18 protein-coding genes are annotated in these 16691 nt (G+C 62.1%); 10 read left to right on the top strand and 8 right to left on the bottom strand.

Annotation, left to right across the window (positions count from 1 at the left end):
• Nucleotides 1-170: 170 nt before the first annotated feature.
• Entirely contained in the window at nucleotides 171-629 is a 459-nt protein-coding gene (locus NVV77_RS09405) for a GatB/YqeY domain-containing protein (RefSeq protein WP_295412426.1), read from the top strand.
• 3 nt (nucleotides 630-632) lie between these two features.
• Here NVV77_RS09405 and NVV77_RS09400 read toward each other — a convergent pair whose 3' ends face one another.
• Both NVV77_RS09400 and NVV77_RS09395 read right to left on the bottom strand, forming a co-directional pair.
• Entirely contained in the window at nucleotides 633-1781 is a 1149-nt protein-coding gene (locus NVV77_RS09400) for a diguanylate cyclase (RefSeq protein ID WP_295412424.1), read from the bottom strand.
• A 104-nt stretch (nucleotides 1782-1885) separates the two neighbouring features.
• Nucleotides 1886-3076 carry an MFS transporter gene (locus NVV77_RS09395; protein ID WP_295412422.1) on the bottom strand — a complete coding sequence of 397 codons (1191 nt, stop codon included), beginning with the start codon at nucleotides 3074-3076 and terminating at the stop codon, nucleotides 1886-1888.
• A 186-nt stretch (nucleotides 3077-3262) separates the two neighbouring features.
• Between NVV77_RS09395 and NVV77_RS09390 the strand changes: the two genes are divergently transcribed.
• On the top strand, nucleotides 3263-3823 hold the full coding sequence (locus NVV77_RS09390; RefSeq protein ID WP_295412421.1) for an HdeD family acid-resistance protein: 561 nt from the start codon (nucleotides 3263-3265) through the stop codon (nucleotides 3821-3823).
• A 3-nt stretch (nucleotides 3824-3826) separates the two neighbouring features.
• On the opposite strand, the gene NVV77_RS09385 is transcribed toward NVV77_RS09390, so the two are convergent.
• Entirely contained in the window at nucleotides 3827-4219 is a 393-nt protein-coding gene (locus NVV77_RS09385; RefSeq protein ID WP_295412419.1) for a hypothetical protein, read from the bottom strand.
• 164 nt (nucleotides 4220-4383) lie between these two features.
• Here NVV77_RS09385 and NVV77_RS09380 point away from each other — a divergent pair, with 164 nt between their 5' ends.
• The 7 genes from NVV77_RS09380 to queF all read left to right on the top strand — a co-directional run bounded on the left by NVV77_RS09380 (nucleotide 4384) and on the right by queF (nucleotide 10532).
• Nucleotides 4384-4917, top strand: a complete 534-nt coding sequence (locus tag NVV77_RS09380; protein WP_295412418.1) for a carboxypeptidase regulatory-like domain-containing protein — start codon at nucleotides 4384-4386, stop codon at nucleotides 4915-4917.
• Nucleotides 4918-4994: 77 nt separating this feature from the next.
• Nucleotides 4995-6935, top strand: a complete 1941-nt coding sequence (gene dnaG / locus NVV77_RS09375; RefSeq protein WP_295412416.1) for a DNA primase — start codon at nucleotides 4995-4997, stop codon at nucleotides 6933-6935.
• Nucleotides 6936-7123: 188 nt separating this feature from the next.
• Complete coding sequence (gene rpoD / locus NVV77_RS09370; protein ID WP_295412414.1) at nucleotides 7124-9181, top strand: RNA polymerase sigma factor RpoD; 2058 nt, start codon at nucleotides 7124-7126, stop codon at nucleotides 9179-9181.
• Nucleotides 9182-9191: 10 nt separating this feature from the next.
• Nucleotides 9192-9479, top strand: coding sequence for a DUF2442 domain-containing protein (locus NVV77_RS09365; RefSeq protein WP_295412412.1), 288 nt, complete (start codon nucleotides 9192-9194; stop codon nucleotides 9477-9479).
• 11 nt (nucleotides 9480-9490) lie between these two features.
• On the top strand, nucleotides 9491-9784 hold the full coding sequence (locus NVV77_RS09360) for an HlyU family transcriptional regulator (protein WP_295412411.1): 294 nt from the start codon (nucleotides 9491-9493) through the stop codon (nucleotides 9782-9784).
• Between the two features lie 70 nt (nucleotides 9785-9854).
• A complete protein-coding gene (locus tag NVV77_RS09355) occupies nucleotides 9855-10076 on the top strand; it encodes a hypothetical protein (protein ID WP_291416758.1) in 222 nt (73 codons plus the stop codon).
• Between the two features lie 3 nt (nucleotides 10077-10079).
• A complete protein-coding gene (gene queF / locus NVV77_RS09350; protein WP_295412410.1) occupies nucleotides 10080-10532 on the top strand; it encodes a preQ(1) synthase in 453 nt (150 codons plus the stop codon).
• A 41-nt stretch (nucleotides 10533-10573) separates the two neighbouring features.
• Here the strand turns inward: queF and NVV77_RS09345 are convergent, their stop codons facing one another.
• From NVV77_RS09345 to NVV77_RS09325, 5 genes are all read right to left on the bottom strand, one after another.
• Nucleotides 10574-11614: an Atu2307/SP_0267 family LLM class monooxygenase gene (locus NVV77_RS09345; RefSeq protein WP_295412408.1), complete on the bottom strand. Its 1041-nt coding sequence runs from the start codon at nucleotides 11612-11614 to the stop codon at nucleotides 10574-10576.
• A 100-nt stretch (nucleotides 11615-11714) separates the two neighbouring features.
• Nucleotides 11715-12407, bottom strand: coding sequence for a tellurite resistance TerB family protein (locus NVV77_RS09340; RefSeq protein WP_295412406.1), 693 nt, complete (start codon nucleotides 12405-12407; stop codon nucleotides 11715-11717).
• Between the two features lie 168 nt (nucleotides 12408-12575).
• Complete coding sequence (locus NVV77_RS09335) at nucleotides 12576-12977, bottom strand: hypothetical protein (RefSeq protein WP_295412404.1); 402 nt, start codon at nucleotides 12975-12977, stop codon at nucleotides 12576-12578.
• A 136-nt stretch (nucleotides 12978-13113) separates the two neighbouring features.
• Entirely contained in the window at nucleotides 13114-13629 is a 516-nt protein-coding gene (locus NVV77_RS09330) for a TIGR00645 family protein (protein WP_295412402.1), read from the bottom strand.
• 128 nt (nucleotides 13630-13757) lie between these two features.
• On the bottom strand, nucleotides 13758-16013 hold the full coding sequence (locus NVV77_RS09325) for an OmpA family protein (RefSeq protein ID WP_295412401.1): 2256 nt from the start codon (nucleotides 16011-16013) through the stop codon (nucleotides 13758-13760).
• A gap of 256 nt (nucleotides 16014-16269) precedes the next feature.
• Between NVV77_RS09325 and NVV77_RS09320 the strand changes: the two genes are divergently transcribed.
• Nucleotides 16270-16689, top strand: a complete 420-nt coding sequence (locus NVV77_RS09320; RefSeq protein WP_295412399.1) for a secondary thiamine-phosphate synthase enzyme YjbQ — start codon at nucleotides 16270-16272, stop codon at nucleotides 16687-16689.
• Nucleotides 16690-16691: the final 2 nt, after the last annotated feature.

Genomic DNA, 16691 nt, shown 5'->3' with positions numbered 1-16691 from the left:
GGTTCGTCGGGTCGCGCGCCAAGGAAGCGGCGAGAAGCCGCTACAAGGGGGTGCGAGGTATGTCGGTTGAGGCCTCCTCTTAGAAGGCCACGCGGCAGAGCGCAAGTGGCGCGTCCAGCGTTTCATGCCTATATGGGGACAACAAATTGCATGGCAAGGAGCACACAAAGATGCGCGAAACGATCAGCGAAGGCCTGAAAACTGCCCTCAAGGCCCGCGACCAGCGGAGAACCGCGACCTTGCGCGCCATCAATGCGGCCATCACGGACCGCGATATTGCCAATCGCGGCGACGGCAAAGGGCCGGCCACGAATGATGAAGTTTTGGCGATCATCCAGAAGATGGTGAAGCAGCGCGAAGAGAGCTTTGCGATCTATGCGCAAGCCGGGCGTGCTGATCTCGCTACGGTGGAAAAAGAAGAGATCGATATTCTCAACGAATTCCTGCCCAAGCCGCTGAGCGAGGAAGAGGTTTCTGCCGCTATCGAGGCCGCCATCGTGTCGAGCGGAGCCGAAGGCCCCAAGGACATGGGCAAGGTTATCGCGGCGCTGAAGGTCAACTATCCGGGTCGGATCGACTTCGGCAAAGTGAGCGGGCAGGTGCGGAACGCGCTGGCCGCCAAGGGCTAAGGCTTAAGCGACGAGGCGCAAGGGGGCGAGTCGGACCTGGTTTCGGCCGCCATTCTTGGCCTGGTAGAGGGCCGCGTCGGCGCGGTTGAGGAGGGCGGAAAAGTCCTCCTCGATCGTCGGGATGGCGAGACCAATGCTGACGGTGGCGATGAGGCCCTGGTCGTCGATGGCGAGGGCAAGATCGGCGAAGGCCTTGCGGATGCGTTCGGCGATCGTTTTCGCCATTTCCTGATCGATGTCGTTGAGGACGACGCAGAATTCCTCGCCGCCGATACGCGAGGCGACGTCGTCGCGGCGCAATTCCTGCCGCAGGACATCGGCAAAGCGCTGGAGAACGCGGTCGCCCTGGGCATGTCCGAAGCGGTCATTCACCTGCTTGAAGTGATCGAGGTCGAACATCAGCACGGCAGTGGCGCCGGACTGCTTTGATCCCCCAAAACGGTCGAAGAGGGCGCGGCGATTGAGAACGCCGGTCAGAGAATCGGTATTGGCTTCGGTGTGGTGGCGATGGGCGGCGCGTGCATAGTGCAGCGTCAGGGTCAGCGCGCCGATGCCGGTCAAGCCCACCAGCGACATGATGGAATTGAAGTCTTCGGCCCAGTTCTTCGGCGGCTCGGTCGTGACCCATCTCGCTTCGCTCAGAAGGACAAGGGCGCAGCAGAGGAATGAGAGGGCGGTGATGCAGTAGAGAATCGCGTTGGCGTTCAGCGCGATGTGCGGATGGTCCTTGCTGCGCCAATGTTCGATGGCGCAGAGCACCAGGATGGCCGCCGCAAGGGAATTGAGCAGGATCGTGCCGACGCCGGTTAGGCCCATCAGGAAGGGAATGCCGATGGCCACGACCGACAGCACGCCGACGACGATTGGGGGACGTATGCTGGCCTTGATATCCCGGAAACGGCGGGCACCTGCATAGACGAAACTGAAGCCGATCAGGATCAGCGTATAGGGGACGAGGTGCTGGCCAAAGCCGTAGGCGCCATTGCGGAAGCCCATGAGCATGACGGCCAGAACGATGAGCGCCATGCCTACCGCGCCGAGGACGAGATAGGTTTCGGTGCGGGCATTGAGCCAGCCAATAAGCAGGGCAAGCAGCAGCGATGCGCTCGAAAACGCTATGCCGATCAGCAATGTGGCATTGTCGATGACCATTGGAGCACCCGACCGCTACGGCCCCTCTTAGCGGCCAAAGATACAAAGCTCTCTTACAGAGAAGCTGCAATTGTAGCGATCGGTGATCACGTTTTTTGGACGGCCTATTCGGCCGCGGCGGCGACCGGAACGGGCGGCATGGCGCCGGTGCTGCGATCCCAGAGGCCCGAGCCGATGGCGATGGCCGCGGCGAGGGCCGAGGAAATACCACCGATGAGCGGCAGGAAACCATAGCCGAGGCCAGAATCAATCACGTAGGCGCCGAAGATTGCGCCGATGGCGATGCCGATATTGAAGCCGGTGGGAATGAGGGCGGATGCCAGGTTTGGTGCGTCGGCGGCCCAGGCGAGGACGCGCGACTGAACCGGCGAGCCAAAGGCGAAATTGACGCCGCCCCATAGGATCGTCGCGATGGCCATGACCACCGGGTAGGGGCTGACGAAATGGATGGTGACGAACATCACCGCCTGTAGCGCCAGGATGGCGACCAGGGATGGCATGAGCTTCCAGTCGGCAAGGCGGCCGCCGATGAAAACGCCGATGGTGGAGCCGACGCCGTAGAGCAGCAACACCCACGGGACGATGCCGGTTTCGATGCCGGTGACATTGGTCAGGAGCGGGGTGATGTAGGTGAAAAGGCTATATTGGCCGATCATCACCAGGATGACGATGAAGAGCGAGGCCACGATCTGCTGGCGGCCGAGCACCTTGAATTCGCGCATTAAGCTGCCGGAGGTGGTTTCCGAGGCGGCGTTGCGCGGCAGGAAGATGGCAACTGCCAGTGTCGCTAGCAGGCCGATGATGCCCACGGCCCAGAAGGCGGCGCGCCAGCCCAGCGCATTGCCGATGGCGGTGCCGCCGGGAACGCCGAGAATATTGGAGACGGTGAGCCCCGAGAGAATCAGCGCCACGGCAAAGCCGCGCTTGTCTGGCGAGACGATGCTGACGGCGACGATGGCGGCGATGCCGAAATAAGTGCCGTGGACCACCGAGACCAGCACGCGGGCCAGCATCAGCATTTCGAAATTGGGTGCGAGGGCGCAGAAGGCCTGTCCGAGAATGAAGATGCCGCCCAGAAGCAGAATCAACGCCTTGCGGGTCATTTTCTTCGTCGCCACGGCAAGGAGCGGGCCGCCGATGGCGATGCCGATCGCATAGCCCGAAATCAGGTAGCCGGCCACGGGAATAGAGACATCAAGCCCCGCCGCAACGTCAGGCAGAATGCCGGCAATGACGAATTCGGCCGTGCCGAAAGCGAAGGCGGCAAGGAATAGGGCGAGGAGGGGTAGGGACATGTCAGCAACCGCCGCGGCGGCCTCAATTGGAGCTCGCTCATTTCACAGCGGGCCTATTGGCACAATCCATATTTTGCTCGGGGCAGTATAGAAAAACTATAGTGGCACATGACTGGCGCCAATGGATTGGTGGCGCTAGAGTTCTTCTGCTGGACGGGCCTCTCCGGCCCGATGGAGGGCACAAGAATGACGGTTTCATCCCAGACGAAGCGGCGCTTTGCGGCGGCGACAGCCTTGCGCGGACTGTTGATGCTGCTGGCGGGACTCTATGCGATCATTTTCCCGGGCGATGCGCTGACGGTGCTGGTGCTGTTCGGCGGTATCCTGCTCATCGTCGACGGTGCGCTGGGGCTCTGGAGCCTGACCTTTGGTGGCGGCAAGAGCGGCAATTATTGGTTCGACATCATCGCCAATGCGGCGTCGCTGATCCTGGGTATCTTGTTCTTTATCCAGCCATTCATCGCGACGATTTTCACCGCGACCTTCTTTGGCACCATTGTGGGTCTGGCAGCCTTGTTCGTGGGCGTGATGCAGATCGTGGTAGTGGTGCGGGAACGGGACAGTTATGCGCGCATCTGGCCGGTGGTGTTGTCGGGCGTGTCCTATGTGCTGCTCGGGCTGGTCTTCCTGTTCTTCCCGGTGCTGACGGCGGCGGTCGGCATGGTCATTGGCGGCATTCTGCTGGTGTTCTTCGCCATTGGCCTTTTCGGCTGGGCCTGGCGGCTCTACCAGGCCAGCAAGGCCTGACGCCTATTTGTAGGTGACCGTGACGCCGGCAACGCTGGCGTCATCGCGGAACACGGTGGCTCCGGTGGGGCGGGCGATTTCTATGGAATCGGCCGCCAGCCACTGCGCGGCAAGATCGGCATCGGCGCCGACCGAGAAGAAGCTCGCAGCATCGAATGGAACTTCCTCGCCCGGCGGCACGAGAGCGGCCTGGGTATTGGGTTCGTGATTGCCGCAGTCGCGCGAAAAAACCACGAGGTCGAATTGTTGGTCGGGCGAGGTCAGGCGCTCGCGCTCCTCGATGGTGCAGGCGGGCACGAGGTCCGAGACGATCCAGAGCGTGGCGCCGATGGCGATTGCGGGCAGCGCGGTCAGCAGGATGAAGATGCGGAGCGGGAATTTCTGGGTAGGGGGCAAGGGTCGACTTTACCGTGAGAGCAAAGAGCAAGGAGGCGCACCTCCGACCATAGCGGAGGCGCCTGCGCTCGAACAGATAGCGGCCCTCGGTGAGAGAGCCGACCCGCTTGACTCAATAAGCTTGGCGTGAGTACATAACGTGAACATGAAATGCGGGGGCTTTCATGACTGGGCCACGTCTCCACCATCTCACCATTGCCCGAATAGTTGTGGTTCTGGTTCTGGCGGCTTTGGTCGCGGGGTGCGTGACGACGCGCGAACCAGTTGTGTTGACGACCTCGTTCGACCCTGAGGCAGCTGCCTTCATAAAGACGACGGGACGGGCCAAGGTCAGCGGGCAGGCCTTCGTGCGCCAAAACAGCGGCAAGCTGTTGCGTGCGGTCGGCACGGATGTGTTTCTCGTGCCCCGGACGGCTTATGCCGATGAGCGGATTGCGGCCATCTATCGTGGGCGGAAATACGCGCTATGGGGTGGTGCCCAGATGCCGGATGCCGATCCGCGGTATGGGGAATATATGCGGACGACGATCGCCAGTTCGGGCGGATCCTTCAGCTTCGACCGCGTTGCGGACGGCGAATATTACGTCATCGCGATGATCCACCTCCCAAGCGAGGTTGTGTTTTTGCAGTTTCCGATTGTCGAAAAGGTTCATGTTCAGAACGGGAGGAGTGTCAGACTGGTCATGCGCGGGTATTGACCGCGGCGCGACCGGCGGTGGCTGTGGAAAAGCTCGGCGCTGATGACTTGGCGTGAGCAAGCGCCTATCTAAGCCTCATGCGCTTTTCCGATCAGTTCCTGGAAGAAATCCGTCAGCGCCTGCCTATCACGCAGGTTGTGGGCGAACATGTGCTTTGGGACAAGCGGAAATCGCAACCGGGCAAGGGCGATATGTGGGCCTGCTGCCCTTTTCACGCCGAGAAAAGCCCGAGTTTTCACGCCGATGACCGGCGCGGCATTTATCATTGCTTTGGTTGCGGGGCGAGCGGCGATCACTTTCGGTTCCTGACCGAAAAGGCCGGGATGAGCTTTCCCGAGGCGGTGGAGAAGCTGGCTGGTATGGCCGGTGTGCCCATGCCGGCGCGGGATGAGCGCACCGAGCAGCGCGAGGCAGCGCAGAAGGGCCTCGTCGAGGTCATGGAGCTTGCCGCGAAATATTACGAAGCCGCGCTGTCGCACAATATCGGCGCGCGGGCTCGGGGCTATCTCTTCGATCGCGGTGTTTCGGCGGCGAGCCAGACGCGGTTCCGGATCGGGTTTTCTCCCGATAGCCGCAATGGCTTGAAAGAGCATTTGGCCGCCAATGGCGTTTCGGCGCAGGCCATGCTCGATGCCGGGCTGGTGACGAGCCGAGACGACGATCCGCTGACGTATGATCGGTTCCGCAATCGCGTCATGTTTCCGATCACCGATTTCAGGGGCCGGATCATTGCCTTTGGTGGCCGGGCGCTGAGCTCCGATGTGCCGGCGAAGTATCTCAATTCACCCGAGACGAGCCTCTTTTCCAAACGCCAGACGCTTTATAACGGGCAATCGGCCCGGGCGGCGGCGCGGGAAGGGGCCACGGTTATCGTGGTGGAAGGCTATCTCGATGTGATCGCGGCGGTGGCTGCGGGTTTTGAAGGCACGGTGGCGCCGCTCGGTACGGCGCTGACGGAAGAGCATCTGCAACTGCTCTGGCGCATGGCCGAGGTGCCGGTGCTGTGTTTTGACGGCGACAAGGCGGGTCTCAAGGCGGCGGAGCGGGCTATGGACCTGGTGCTGCCGCACTTGAAGCCCGGCCAGACCGTGAAGATTGCGACGCTGCCGGAAGGGCAGGATCCCGACGACCTGATCAAGGCGCAGGGGCGGCAGGCTTTTGCCGATGTGATCGACAAGGCGCGGAGCCTGTCGGACATGCTCTGGAGCCTCGAGACGGGCGGGCTGGTGCCGGAGGCACCGGAAGAACGGGCGGCTTTGCAGGCGCGCTTGCGCGAGCGGGCCAATTCCATTCAGGACCAGACTGTTCGCTTCCACTATCAGCAGGCGTTCGATGAAAAGCTGAAGGCGTTCTTTGCGCCGATCCGGCAGGGCAGGGATAGCCAGCGCGGTGGTGGCGGGCGGCCGGGCTATGGCAAAAGCGGCGCCTATGGTTTCCCCTCGCGCGGGACGCCGCGTTCTGTTGTTTCCGATACGCTGCGCAATTCGCGTCTGGTGCGGGGCGGGCCCGGCATCGAGACGACGCCACGCGAGGCGACGATCATCCAGACGCTCGTGAACCATCCGGCCCTCGTCGAGGACAAGTTCGAAGTTCTCGCGGCGCTCGATTGCGAAACGCCGACGGCGCAGAAGGTGTTGAGCGACATTCTGGCGCTGGCTGTGCGGCACCATGATATTTCTGCGCCCGATATGCAGGCAGCCCTGGGTGCACGGGGCCATGGGCCGGTTCTTGATCGCATGGCGGAAACTTTGGTGCGCCAGGGCGTTTGGCAAGTAGGGTCCGATACCGCACTGGCCGATGCCGAAACCGGATTAAGTCATGCGCTGGCCTTGCATAACAAGAAAGTTCAGCTAAATAGGGAATTGAAGGCAGCCGAAGCGGCGCTGGGCGAAGACCCGAGCGATGAAACCTTTGAAAGGCTGCGAGACATCAAGAACCAGATTACCACTGTCGATGGCACTGAGGCATTGATCGAAGGATTTGGTTCGCTATCGGGACGCGCGACTCGCAGTTTTTAGAGGACTTCTCTAAAGACCGGCGAAGACGCGCGATTTTGCATATGGCGAGTTCGTCATTGCGTCCCGGAGCGGGCCATTGTGAACGCGGCGTGTTAACGCCTTGGTTACCAAACCTTTACCTTGTCTTGAGCCGACACCACCTATGACAAGTCCGGCGCCCGATGCCCACGGGTCCCGAGGAGTAGCATATGGCCACCAAGGCAGCGAACAAAGCCAGCAAGGAAACCGAGAAGCCCGAATCCGGGGCTCCGGAGGCCTCCAATGACAGCCCCCTGATCGACCAGAACGATGCTGCGGTCAAGAAGCTGATCAAGGTCGCCAAGAAGCGCGGCTACGTTACCTATGAAGAATTGAACGCCGTTCTGCCCGCGGACGAAACAAGTTCCGAGCAGATCGAAGATTTCATGTCCATGTTCTCGGAAATGGGCATCAATGTCGTCGACGAAGACGAGGTCGAAGAGACCGAAGTAGAGAAGGACGAAGACGATACTGGCTCCGAAGTCGCGCCTTCGGGCGGCACGGCTCTTGCCAATACTTCGAATACCAAATCCGGCTCGGATCGCACCGACGACCCCGTGCGCATGTATCTGCGCGAAATGGGCTCGGTTGAGCTGCTGAGCCGCGAAGGCGAAATCGCCATCGCCAAGCGCATCGAGGCCGGTCGCGAGACCATGATCGAAGGCCTCTGCGAATCGCCGCTGACCTTCCAGGCCATCATCATCTGGCGCGACCAGCTCGCCGAAGGCGAAATTCTGCTGCGCGACATCATCGATCTCGAAGCGACCTATGCTGGCCCCGATGCCAAGCAGGCTGCCCCGGAAATTCCGGTGGCGCCGGCGCGTCATGAGCCCGAGGTCATCAAGGCTGCGGCAAAGCCGGCACCCCGCCGCGCTGCATCGTCCGACAGCGAAGACGACTATGTGCCCGAGGAGCCGGAAGCTCCGCAGGATCCGGTCGAAGACGACGACGACGAATTCGACAACGCCCTGTCGCTCTCGGCGATGGAAGCGGAACTGAAGCCGCAGGTCGTCGAGACGTTCAACCGCATCGCCGAGGCCTATGGCCAGATGCGCGTGATGCAGGATCGCCACGCCGTCGATCGTACAGCTGCCGTTTCCGACGCCGAATCCAAGAAGCTTGGTTCGCTGCGCGCTGACGTGATCACCGACGTGAAGTCGCTGTCGCTCAATACCAGCCGTATCGAAAGCCTCGTCGAGCAGCTCTACGACATCAACAAGCGCCTCGTGCGTCTTGAAGGTCGCCTGCTGCGCCTGGCTGAAAGCTATGGCGTGAAGCGCGAAGTCTTCCTGCAGAACTACTATGGGCGCGAGCTGGACCCGACCTGGGAAACCGGGCTTGAAGGTTTTGACGGCAAGGGTTGGGCTGAATTCGCCCGTCGCGAAGCCGACACCGTGCACGATATCCGTCACGAGATCGCTACGCTTGCCACCGAAACCGGCCTCGATATCGCCGAGTACCGCCGCATCGTTCACAAGGTGCAGAAGGGCGAGCGCGAAGCTGCGATTGCCAAGAAGGAAATGGTTGAGGCCAACCTTCGCCTCGTGATCTCGATCGCGAAGAAGTACACGAACCGCGGCCTGCAATTCCTTGATCTCATTCAGGAAGGCAATATCGGCCTGATGAAGGCCGTGGACAAATTCGAGTATCGTCGCGGTTACAAGTTCTCGACCTATGCGACCTGGTGGATTCGTCAGGCGATCACCCGCTCGATCGCTGATCAGGCGCGTACGATCCGTATTCCGGTGCACATGATCGAGACGATCAACAAGATCGTCCGTACCTCGCGCCAGATGCTGCACGAAATCGGTCGCGAGCCAACGCCGGAAGAGCTGTCTGAAAAGCTTCAGATGCCGCTCGACAAGGTCCGCAAGGTCCTCAAGATCGCCAAGGAGCCGATTTCCTTGGAAACGCCGATCGGCGACGAAGAGGATTCGAACCTTGGCGATTTTATCCAGGACGTGAATGCGATCCAGCCGATCGATGCGGCGATCCAGTCGAACCTGCGTGAGACGACGACCCGTGTTCTGGCTTCGCTGACGCCGCGTGAAGAGCGCGTGCTGCGCATGCGTTTTGGTATCGGCATGAACACCGACCATACGCTCGAAGAAGTCGGCCAGCAGTTCTCGGTGACCCGCGAACGTATTCGCCAGATCGAAGCCAAGGCGCTCCGCAAGCTCAAGCATCCGAGCCGCAGCCGGAAGCTCCGGAGCTTCCTCGATAACTAGGAGCAGCCCCGTGGCTGCTCCCCGCCTCAAGGTCACCGCCATCCGCGCCAGCATCCCGTTCAAGCTGGCGGTGACGTTTTCCGATGGCACGCATGGCGCCTTCAATGCGGCGCCCATGCTGGCCGAGCGTGGCGAAGGCACCGAACCGCTGCGCGATCGGGCCTTTTTCGCCAGGGTGGGCCTTGCCAACGGCACGCCGACCTGGCCGAACCATTTTGACATCTCCCCGCAATGGCTGCAGGAGGAGATGGACCGGCGGGGGGAACTCGTGCGCCCCAGGCCACAAAGACGCATGTGAGGGAGTTGCCTATGTCGTTCTGGAAGAAGCTCTTTGGTGGTGGCGGTGCCGAGGATAGTGCGCCGGCTGGCGACAAGGCTCTCGGCGAAGAGAGCTACAAGGGCTTTCTGATCAAGGCCATCGAGATGCGTGCGGGCAGCGAGTACCAGCTTGCCGGTACCATCGAGAAGGACGTAGGCGGGGAACTCAAAAGCTACAAGTTCATCCGCGCAGACCGGATGGGCTCGAAGGACGATCTCGTCGCGCTGGCGCTCAGCAAGGGCCGCCAGATCATCGACGAGCAGGGCGAAGGCATCTACCGCTAGCGCCAGACTGGAATTTTGTGTCGACCGCGGGCCCCACGGCTCGCGGTCCTGTTTTTGAAGGATTGCCATCATGGCCAAGAAGCCGACAGCCCGCAGTGAATTCGTGATGTTCGACATCGTCTATGAAGACGGCTCGCAGCGTTCCAACCGCAAGGTGGATGCCAACCTGCTCGGTGGCCTCGATGGCGATGAGCCGGCTCGCGCCGCGATCGAAGAGCAGGACCGCGCGATTTCGGAAAAGTCCGGCGTGCCGCCGCTGGCGATCAAGTCGATCAAGCGCTCGGGCAAATAAGCGATGAACTCGGAAACGCTGCAGCTGGGCAAGGATGTCGGGGTACCGCAGCGTCCCGAGGACGCTGTGCTTGACCCTGTGCCTAATCCGCATCCAGATGTGAACTATGTGGCGCGCTATGTCGCGCCAGAGTTCACTTCGCTCTGCCCGGTGACCGGCCAGCCCGATTTCGCGCATCTGGTGATCGACTATGTGCCGGACCAGTTTCTGGTCGAGTCCAAGTCGCTAAAGCTGTTCCTGACCTCGTTCCGCAACCATGGCGCGTTCCATGAGGGCTGCACGATCGATATTGCCAAGCGCATCGTCGAGACGATCAAGCCGCGCTGGCTGCGGATCGGCGGCTATTGGTATCCGCGCGGGGGCATTCCGATCGATGTGTTCTGGCAGACGGGTGTCTTGCCCGAGGGCACCTGGGTGCCGGACCAGGGCGTGCCGCCCTATCGCGGTCGCGGTTAGAAATAGGAAAAGGCCCATCCGAGGATGGGCCTTTTGTTTGGCTACTTGCCGAGGGCCTTGTCGATGGCTGGCTTCACAACCGTGCCGTAGAGTTCGATGGCCTTCATGACCTTGGCATGGGGCAGGGTGCCCACGCTGAGCTGCAGGCCGAAGCGGTCGTGCTTGAACCATTCGTGCTGCAGCAGGATCTTGTCGATCACCTCTTGCGGTGAGCCCATATAGTAGGCGCCTTCCGAGGTGGTGCTGGCGTCGAACTGGGCGCGCGTGCCCGGTGGCCAGCCGCGCTCGGCGCCGATGCGGCTCATGGTGGCGTTGTGCGCCGGAAAAGCGACGTCGCGGGCGTCCTGGCTGTCCTCGGCGATGAAGCCGTGGCCGGAGATGCCGACTTTTAGCAGTGAGGCGTCGTGGCCGACCTTGGCGCCGGTCTGGCGGTATAGGTCCACCAGCGGCATGAACTGGCGCGGACGGCCGCCGATGATGGCGATCATCAGGGGAAGACCATAATAGGCGGCGCGGGCGACGGAGTTCGGTGTGCCGCCGACGGCGATCCAGAGGGGCAGGGGCTTCTGGACCGGCTCGGGATAGACGGCGATGCCCGGGATGGCATTGGTGTGCTTGCTGCCGGCCCAGGTGACCTTGCCGCCCTTGCGCAGCTCGAGCAGCATTTCGAGCTTTTCTTCGAAGAGATCGTCGTAGTCGTCGAGGTCGAGCCCGAAGAGCGGGAAGCTTTCGATGAAGGAGCCGCGGCCGGCCATGATCTCGGCGCGGCCATTGCTGATGAGGTCGAGGGTCGAGAACTGCTGGTAGACGCGGACCGGGTCTTCGGAGGAGAGGACGGTCACGGCGGTCGAAAGGTGGATCGACTTGGTACGGGCGGCTGCGGCGGCGAGAATGGTCACCGGCGCCGAGGCGACGTAGTCGGGGCGGTGATGTTCGCCGAGGCCGTAGAAGGCGAGGCCAAGCTGGTCGGCCAGCTCAATCTCTTCGATCAGGTCGCGCAGGCGTTCGGCCGGCGATTGCAGGTGACCGCCGTTGAGCGGGTCCGGGGTGTTTTCAGCGAAGGAATAAAGTCCGAGTTCCATGGCGTTCTCCTTGCGCGAAGAGATGGCGGCCGAAGTGGCGGGTCGCAAGAACGCACATGGGTGATACCGCGCGCTCCAGCGCGCGGCATCATATCAACAATCAGACATTGCTGCCGGAGGGCGTGTAGGCCCAGGGCTGCGGCGGCGTGGGAGCGGGCTGGGGAGCCTTTTCGCCGGCGGCCTTGTGGATTTCGGTGACGAGGGCCGGGTCGAGGCGCAGCTTGGCAGCGAGCGCTTCGAGATAGGCTTGCTCAGCCGGGGTGTCGGCGGTGATGGCGACGAGGGAAGCGGCGTAGATTTCGGCCGCATGCTCAGGCGTATCGGCGCGCGAGACGACGGCATTGATGTCGAGCGGGGTCGAGAGCTCGTCAAAAACCCAGGCCTTTTCCTCGGCGGACAGCGGCATGGTTTTCAGGCGCTCGAAAATCGCATCCTTTTCCTCGGCGTCGATGCGACCGTCCGCCTTGGCTGCCGAGATCATGGCCCGCACAAGGGATTTTCCGAGGTCTTCCGCGGCCGCCTCGTTACCGGGTGCTGGAATGAAGGCGTCTTCGCGCGGGGCGGGGGACTGTGCCGCGCCCGCCTGCTTCTCCTGATAGGACTGCCGGGCCTTGTAAGCGAGACCGCCCACGGCGGCGACGGCGCCGAGTTTGGCGGCATTGCCCAATAACTTGGTCGGCTTGCCGCCCGAAAGCAGCAGGCCGGCGGCAAGGCCAGCAGCACCGGTCATTGCCGTCCGCTGCGTATTCGGATCGGTTTGAATGGCCTTGATGATCTGGTCGATATTGAACATGGGCGCTCCCTTTCTGGATTCTCGTTGAGATGGGGATTCGACACACAAGTCGCAAGCGGTCAGACGAACGCAGATGTGCGGCAAAAAGACAAAAAGAAGCCCCGGCTACAGGAACCGGGGCCCGGTAAACCTCGATGGGAGGGGTCGAGGCTCTAGGGATTGGAAATGTTAGGCGCCGGGAGTGGCGGCCGGTTCAGCGGCCGGAGCCGGAGTGGCTTCCGGAGTTGCTGCCGGGGCTTCAGCCGGAGCGGGAGCCGCTTCCGGGGTAGCAGCAGGAGCTGCGTCAGTTGCGGGGGCCGGGGCTTCGGTCATCGGAGCCACTTCAGGCGTAGCAGCCGGAGCTTCAGTCATCGGGGCCGGTGCCGTTGCCGGGGATTCCACGGCCGGGGCGCTGTTCACGTCAACCGAGGTGGACGGGCCCGAATTGGCCGAAAACACCAGGTAGCCGATTGCCAGCAGAGCGAGGGCGACGATGATGCCCACGAACCAGCCGGTTCCATTGCTTTCACGGGTATAGACCGTGCGGTTGCCGTCGTTGGTATAGATAGTATCACGTTCTGGGGTAGCCATTGGATGCTCCTTAGCAAGTGAATTCTGGCTAAAGAACGCTACCCCTCCGAAGTCGGTTCCCTATTTCGTGATCACAACGCCAAATCAATTGTGGCGCTAAAAAGATCCATTGCTATCAGACGGATATACTGTCCGCTCAGAGGTCGGGACCTTTGCCTTTACCGCCCTTCTTCGAAATCTTGTCGATCAGAGCGAGGAAAAGTGCGGACAGAATGAAGGTCACATGCAGGACCGTGTACCAGAAAATGTGCTCGTTGGTGTACTGCGGCACGTTCAGGAAAATCTGCAGCAGGTGGATCGAGGAGATGGCGACGATAGTTGAGGCCACCTTGATCTTGAGCGAGCCGGCATCGATCTGGCCGAGCCAGTGAACGTCGCCTTCATTGTCAAAGCGCGAGACGAAGTTTTCGTAACCCGAGATGATGACCATGACGACGAGGCTGGCGATGAGCGCTGCGTCGATCAGGCCGAGGATTTTCAGGATGGTCTCGGTTTCGTCCATGCCGAAAAGGTGGCTGGCGAAGTTCCAGAGCTTGTAGCCGAACGAGACGGCATAGAGCGCGAGCGCCAGTCCGAGGCCGATGTAAAACACCACCAGCAGCCAGCGCGAGGCGAGGATGATGCTTTCGACGAAGACTTCGAGACGTTTCATGGCGGGCTCCAGCGGGACCGCGCACGGATAGCAATTCTATATTTGCTGGCAAGGGACGCGCTGACGCAGGGGCAAGAAAAAGGGGCCGGACGTGTGTCCGGCCCCTTCTTTTCGGTGGATCGCCAAGTTTAGCCGTTGTTGGCCACGGTGATCAGCGGCGTGATGCGACGGATGGTGACGCGACGGTTTTCGCGTTCGCCCAGTTCCGTGCGGATCTTGAGGTAGCGCTCGCCATAACCCTGGGTGGCCAGGTTCTCCGGCGGCACGCCATAGAAGTCCGTGAGGATACGGGCAACGGTGGCGGCACGCAGGTCGGAGAGACGCAGGTTGGAGATGTCCGAGCCCACGGCGTCGGTGTGGCCTTCGATGAGGAAGGTTTCCGCCGGGTTGGTCTGGAGCAGCTGCAACATTGCATTGGCAACGCCCGAGAGGGCGCCCACCTGGTCGCGATTGATGGTCGCGGCGCCGGTGTCGAAGGTCAGATTGCCAACCTCGAGACGACGGACCGAGTCACGGACGCGAGCCGAACGCTTGACCTCGTCGATGGAGTAGACGCGGGCGACCTGTTCGACCGGCGGCTGGGCGAAGAAGTTCCCGACTTCGTTTTCGTCAGCAAAGGAGGCGTCGAGGACGTAGTCGCGCACCGGGATGTTGAGGCGGAGCGGCGGCAGGTCCTGGCCCGGGTCGCGCCAGACGAGCAGGTCTTCGTCATAGCGATCGTCGAAGTAGGCGAGGACGATTTCACGGCCATCGGGCGTGATGCGCGAACGGCGGAGAATATCGCCATTGCGGTTACGCACGGTGATGACCTGGCTGCCGTCGGGACGTTCAACGACTTCACGCACGCGACCGCCCGGCAGGTTTTCGTAGTAAACCTCGTCCTGCTGCGGATTGTAGAAGCGGTCCGTGTCCTGGCCGATGGAATTGACCACGAGCTGGGTGCCGACCTGCAGGATCACCTGGGTGATGATGTCGCCGGCCGTCGCCTCACGCACCGGCACCTGCTCGACAACGGTGACGTTGTTCTGCTGGCCGATATTGTTCTGCGTGTTGTTGGTCGTGTTGTTCGTCACGTTATTGGTGACGTTGGTGATATTGGTGATGTTGTTGATGTAGTTGTTGACGACAGTCTGGTTGACGGTCGTGTTTTCGGTCGCCGTGACGGCCGTACCGGCCTCGGCAGCGACCGGAGTGATCGGCGCGGCTGCGAAGGCGCGCATTTCCTCGGACTGGGCGTCAGCGTCGGATTCCGGCGGCGGCGCGAGCGGGGCTTCGGCAACGGGCGGTGCTACCGGTGCCTGACCATCGACCACTGGCGTTTCGAGCTGAATGTCCTTGGCGCTGTCGAGCACCGGAGCGATCTGGTCCTGCGTGATGCCAGCGGGCAAGTCCTCGACGATTTCGGCAGGCTGACCGTCAACGGTGACCGGGGCTTCGGCCGGCGGCGCGTTGGGATCGACGGCGGCAGGCTGTTCAGCCGGCGGCGTTTCGACTGCGGGCTGCTCGACAGGGGGTGCGGGCTGCTCAACCGGGGCTGGCTCGACGGCCGGGATCGGTGCGAGGGTCAGGCCGAGCGGGGCAAGGCAGCTCTCGACGTCGGGCATGCCGGCATTGGTGCAGATGGCGTTGATTTCAGCGAGAGCCGCATCGATACGGGCCTGGGCAGAGGCGTCGCCTGCGGCCAGTTCTGCAACTGCAGCATTGTAGGCATCAACCTGGGCAACGAGCGCCGAAGCGAGATCGGTCGGGGCCGGCTGCTGCTCGACGGCAGGTGCAGGTTCAGGGGCCGGCTCGGGCGTTACTTCAACGGCAGGAGCAGGTTCGGGAGCGGGCGCAGGCTGTTGTTCGGCAGCGGGTGCAGGCGCCGGCTCAGGAGCAGGTTCCGGAGTGGCTTCGACGGCGGGAGCAGGTTCGGGCTGGGGTTCGACCTGAACTTCGACGGCAGGCTCCGGCTGGGGCTCCGGCTGCGGTTCGGGGGCAGCTTCAACCGGTGCTGGCGCCTCGACGGGGGCCGGCTCGGGTGCAACTTCGACAGGGGCGGGCTCTTCAACGGGAGCCGCTTCCACGGGGGCAGGTTCTTCCGCCGGGGCCGGCTCTTCTACCGGGGCGGGTTCGGGCTGCGGTTCGGGGGCAGGTGCCGGCGCAGGCGCATTGCCGGTGGCGGCAGCGATACATTCGTCGATGCTTGCATAGCCAGAGACGATGCAGAGTTCCGTAAGAACGCCGCGCGCAGCTTCGATAGCTGCGGCATCGCCCGAGGCTTCGGCGGCGGCATAGGCCTGGTAGGCTGCAACCAAGTCGCCATCCTGGGCGCGCACGGTCAGTGGCAGCAGTGCCATGAGCCCGACACTCGTGCCGGTCAAAAGCCAGTTTCTAAGGCGCATTGTTCTTCTTCCTTTATGTCGAGTGACATTTGAGACAAGCATCGCGGCGCCATCCTGAACACAGTCTGAATGGTCGGACTAGCCTTCGACGTGATGCTGTTCCCCCGCAAAGCCCGCAACGCCTGGGTTTGGCGTTGGTTCCCCCGGACTGATGGCTGGAGGGTGACCAAGGGAACATGGCGCCAGTGGGGCAAAGTGGACGGTTTGGGCCGGCGCTGCGCTGGTTCCACAGGCAAGGGCGTGCTAGGCCCGAGCCATGCAGCAGGCCGTACACAGCATCAGCATTCCCACCAAGGGCCAGGGACTTTACGAGTTCACCGACGTGCTGGACCGCTTTATAGCGGAATCGGGGATCGCTACCGGGCTTCTGACCGTTTTCGTGCGCCACACATCCTGTTCGCTGCTCATACAGGAAAATGCCGATCCGGATGTGCAAACCGACCTACTGGGCTTTTTCAGGCGCCTGGCGCCGGAGGGCATGGACTGGCTGGTGCACACAACCGAAGGGCCGGATGACATGCCGGCGCATATCAAGTCGGCCCTGACCCAAACCTCCATTTCCGTTCCTGTTGTCGGTGGGCAAACAGTGCTTGGGACCTGGCAGGGCATCTATCTTTTCGAGCACCGTCGCCGCCCGCATCAGCGGAACGTGGTGCTGCATATCATCGGGGAATGAAC

This window comes from Devosia sp. (genome assembly GCF_024707125.1).
GTDB lineage: Bacteria > Pseudomonadota > Alphaproteobacteria > Rhizobiales > Devosiaceae > Devosia.
The sequence above is the reverse complement of the archived record's forward strand: the minus strand, read 5'-3'. Positions and strand labels throughout refer to the sequence as shown.

What these genes read in the sequence shown, in the direction of transcription:
- NVV77_RS09355 (WP_291416758.1), top strand. Translation starts at nt 9,855, where the DNA reads ATGGCCAAGAAGCCGACAGCCCGCAGTGAATTCGTGATGTTCGACATC.
- NVV77_RS09405 (WP_295412426.1), top strand. Translation starts at nt 171, where the DNA reads ATGCGCGAAACGATCAGCGAAGGCCTGAAAACTGCCCTCAAGGCCCGC.
- NVV77_RS09320 (WP_295412399.1), top strand. Translation starts at nt 16,270, where the DNA reads ATGCAGCAGGCCGTACACAGCATCAGCATTCCCACCAAGGGCCAGGGA.
- NVV77_RS09345 (WP_295412408.1), bottom strand. Translation starts at nt 11,614, where the DNA reads ATGGAACTCGGACTTTATTCCTTCGCTGAAAACACCCCGGACCCGCTC.
- NVV77_RS09395 (WP_295412422.1), bottom strand. Translation starts at nt 3,076, where the DNA reads ATGTCCCTACCCCTCCTCGCCCTATTCCTTGCCGCCTTCGCTTTCGGC.
- NVV77_RS09380 (WP_295412418.1), top strand. Translation starts at nt 4,384, where the DNA reads ATGACTGGGCCACGTCTCCACCATCTCACCATTGCCCGAATAGTTGTG.
- NVV77_RS09390 (WP_295412421.1), top strand. Translation starts at nt 3,263, where the DNA reads ATGACGGTTTCATCCCAGACGAAGCGGCGCTTTGCGGCGGCGACAGCC.
- queF (WP_295412410.1), top strand. Translation starts at nt 10,080, where the DNA reads ATGAACTCGGAAACGCTGCAGCTGGGCAAGGATGTCGGGGTACCGCAG.
- NVV77_RS09335 (WP_295412404.1), bottom strand. Translation starts at nt 12,977, where the DNA reads ATGGCTACCCCAGAACGTGATACTATCTATACCAACGACGGCAACCGC.
- NVV77_RS09330 (WP_295412402.1), bottom strand. Translation starts at nt 13,629, where the DNA reads ATGAAACGTCTCGAAGTCTTCGTCGAAAGCATCATCCTCGCCTCGCGC.
- NVV77_RS09325 (WP_295412401.1), bottom strand. Translation starts at nt 16,013, where the DNA reads ATGCGCCTTAGAAACTGGCTTTTGACCGGCACGAGTGTCGGGCTCATG.
- NVV77_RS09360 (WP_295412411.1), top strand. Translation starts at nt 9,491, where the DNA reads ATGTCGTTCTGGAAGAAGCTCTTTGGTGGTGGCGGTGCCGAGGATAGT.
- NVV77_RS09400 (WP_295412424.1), bottom strand. Translation starts at nt 1,781, where the DNA reads ATGGTCATCGACAATGCCACATTGCTGATCGGCATAGCGTTTTCGAGC.
- rpoD (WP_295412414.1), top strand. Translation starts at nt 7,124, where the DNA reads ATGGCCACCAAGGCAGCGAACAAAGCCAGCAAGGAAACCGAGAAGCCC.
- dnaG (WP_295412416.1), top strand. Translation starts at nt 4,995, where the DNA reads ATGCGCTTTTCCGATCAGTTCCTGGAAGAAATCCGTCAGCGCCTGCCT.
- NVV77_RS09340 (WP_295412406.1), bottom strand. Translation starts at nt 12,407, where the DNA reads ATGTTCAATATCGACCAGATCATCAAGGCCATTCAAACCGATCCGAAT.